This is a genomic window from Psychroserpens damuponensis (assembly GCF_000826655.1).
Classification (GTDB): Bacteria; Bacteroidota; Bacteroidia; order Flavobacteriales; family Flavobacteriaceae; genus Psychroserpens; species Psychroserpens damuponensis.
The window spans coordinates 1-2307 of record NZ_JXJO01000056.1 but is presented as its reverse complement, the minus strand read 5'-3'; the positions used below and the strand labels follow the sequence as shown (position 1 = coordinate 2307).

At 31.0% G+C, this 2307-nt stretch carries 3 protein-coding genes; all 3 read right to left on the bottom strand.

Annotated features, from left to right (window positions below; genetic code table 11):
• Positions 1–118: 118 nt before the first annotated feature.
• Positions 119–1360 (bottom strand): toll/interleukin-1 receptor domain-containing protein, encoded by a 1242-nt coding sequence (locus TD29_RS17270; RefSeq protein WP_040282732.1) that lies wholly within the window; start codon positions 1358–1360, stop codon positions 119–121.
• A gap of 160 nt (positions 1361–1520) precedes the next feature.
• The gene (locus TD29_RS17265) at positions 1521–1823 is read right to left on the bottom strand and encodes a type II toxin-antitoxin system RelE/ParE family toxin (protein WP_040282730.1); all 303 of its coding nucleotides are present in this window, start codon (positions 1821–1823) and stop codon (positions 1521–1523) included.
• A complete protein-coding gene (locus TD29_RS17260) occupies positions 1820–2062 on the bottom strand; it encodes a type II toxin-antitoxin system ParD family antitoxin (RefSeq protein ID WP_028284019.1) in 243 nt (80 codons plus the stop codon). The genes TD29_RS17265 and TD29_RS17260 overlap by 4 nt, the downstream gene beginning before the upstream one ends.
• Positions 2063–2307 lie beyond the last annotated feature (245 nt).

The window sequence follows — 2307 nt, the reverse complement described above, 5'->3', positions numbered from 1 at the left end:
TTCGTTGCGTGTTTAAGCACTAAAGTTAGAAAATAAATCACAGATAGAAAGTCCGCGAGGACTTTCGTAAGTAGGCAATAACTAGCAATGAATTATACACGTTGTTGCCAGTAGTAATTTATCGTTCATTTAATCTTCTTAAGCTTTCAACTTGGCGTTTTACGTAATCCAATTGCATTTCAAAGTCATCTTTCCATTCTCTTCTTCCTTTTTCTCTTATTACTTTGAATTTATCTTCGTCGATATCAATTGGGTTATGGTTTTTTAGTTTTTGAACAGCAGATTTGTGTCTATTAATATAGTCAAGTTGCATCTCAAAATCATCAGGCCATTCTTCTTCGCTTTTTCTTTTGATTTTGCCATCTACATTATCATAAAATGATAGATTTAAATTTTCCTTTAATTTTTTTGTTTTTGTGTTGGCAACTTGTTCATTTGAATTTGATGTGTTTTCCAATAACAGTTTTAATTCTTTAAGAAGGTTGTCTCTTTTTCTTTCCCAAACTGAATTGTTAATCGGTTCAAGGTCAAGAAATTCCTCAACTATGGTTTTCAGACTGTTGTATTTTGGTTTTTCGTTTATTTTCATTCCGTTTGTTGTCGGGATTACACCTTTTACATCTTTGTAGTCAAATGGTGGAATTAAAACAGGAATATGTGAATTAGTTTTTACCCAAGTTGCACCCATTTCACATAGACTAACGACACTTGAATAAAAATTTTCGGATAATACAAAAACAACTAAAACTTGACTGTTCAATCTTTTTCTGATGTCTTGTAGAAAATCATTTCCTAACCTTACTCCATAACCTTCAAATGATGAACAGAATATTTTTTCACTTGGAACTCCTATTATTTCTAAAATGTCAATTATTTTCTCAACATATTTTGCGTCTAAACTGGAATGACTAATAAATATTTCTTTCATTTTAATTTCTGGATTTTCAATTACAATATCTTGATAATACTCAACAACATCCATAAATTTTGATTTTCTTTCTAATAAAACGAGAACATCATTCTTTTTTTGAATACAAGTCAATAAATGTTGATACTTACTTTGGGTTTGATTTATTTGTTGTCCAGCTAAAGCTTTAATAGCAGGATTCCAATCAACTAAATTTACATTTTTAAAATCATTTAAATATTCATTTGTTGAAATAATTGAATGCAGTCGGATTTTCAAAAATTCTTGTACTTCTTCATTCCAGAATTTCAGTTCTCTTTCTAATTTTTCGAGCTGTATTTGAGTTGGAATTCGTGCCTGAAATGATTTAGAAAGCTTATTTCCTTCTTCAATATAAGTTTTAAGTTCTTTCAAAAACTCATTTCGTGGGTAATCAATTTCTATTTTGCTCAAAGTTTGTCTTTTATTACTGGCAACGGTCTTGTGTATGGTTAGTTGCGTGGTTCTGTAGCTAAGTTAGCAAACTTTTACGGACCAGAGAAAATTCCGCAGGAATTTTCGCAAGTAAGCCTAAAAAAGCAATTAATTATACACCGTGTTGTGTGCAGTTTTTTTATTTCAGTCGTTTTTTAATATCCATTCTCTGATGTAAAATTCTAACGATTTCTACAATTTCATTTTCAACTTTTCTGTAGAAAATCAGATGCGATTTAATTTTCGTTACGCGATAATTTTTTCGGGTTTGTTCAGCCGATTTTCCAATCAGATAGTTATCCGCAATAAAGTCAATTTCTGCCATTATTAAATCGTAATATCTGTCCGCCTGTTCTTTAGACCATTTGTTAAGAGTATAAATCCAAATTTTATCTAAATCCTCAATCGCTTGTTGACTTATGCGATATTTGTTTTTACTCATAAGTGTTTACGATGTAATTCTTTCAAATGTTGTTTTGGGTCGAAATTTTCAACAAAACCGCTATTTTCTCCAACTTCGAGAGCTTTAATAAGTTCTCTTTCTTTTTTTTCTTCACGTTCTAACAAACGTAATGCGGAACGAATTACTTCGCTAACCGAACCATATCTACCAGAATTTACTTCTTCTCTGATAAAATCCTCAAAATGATTTCCAAGTGATATTGATGTGTTTTTTCCCATATTGGCTATATTTTACTCAAATATACCAAATCTTGGTAACGTAGCCAAATTGCACACAACGGTCTTGTGTATGATTTCGTTACGGAAAAATCGTCAAGATTTTTCCGAGTTAATAACCAAAGATAGCAAAAGTGCAGGGATTTTCCGCAAGGAAAATCCGCCGTAATGAATTATACACGTTGTTAGCTTTTAGTGCTTTTTTCAGATGTATAATTCGTTCCGCTTGTTTTGTTTAGTTTTGAATT

Excerpts from the sequence above, each read along its gene's own strand:
- TD29_RS17265 (WP_040282730.1), bottom strand. The coding sequence starts at position 1,823 with ATGAGTAAAAACAAATATCGCATAAGTCAACAAGCGATTGAGGATTTA.
- TD29_RS17260 (WP_028284019.1), bottom strand. The coding sequence starts at position 2,062 with ATGGGAAAAAACACATCAATATCACTTGGAAATCATTTTGAGGATTTT.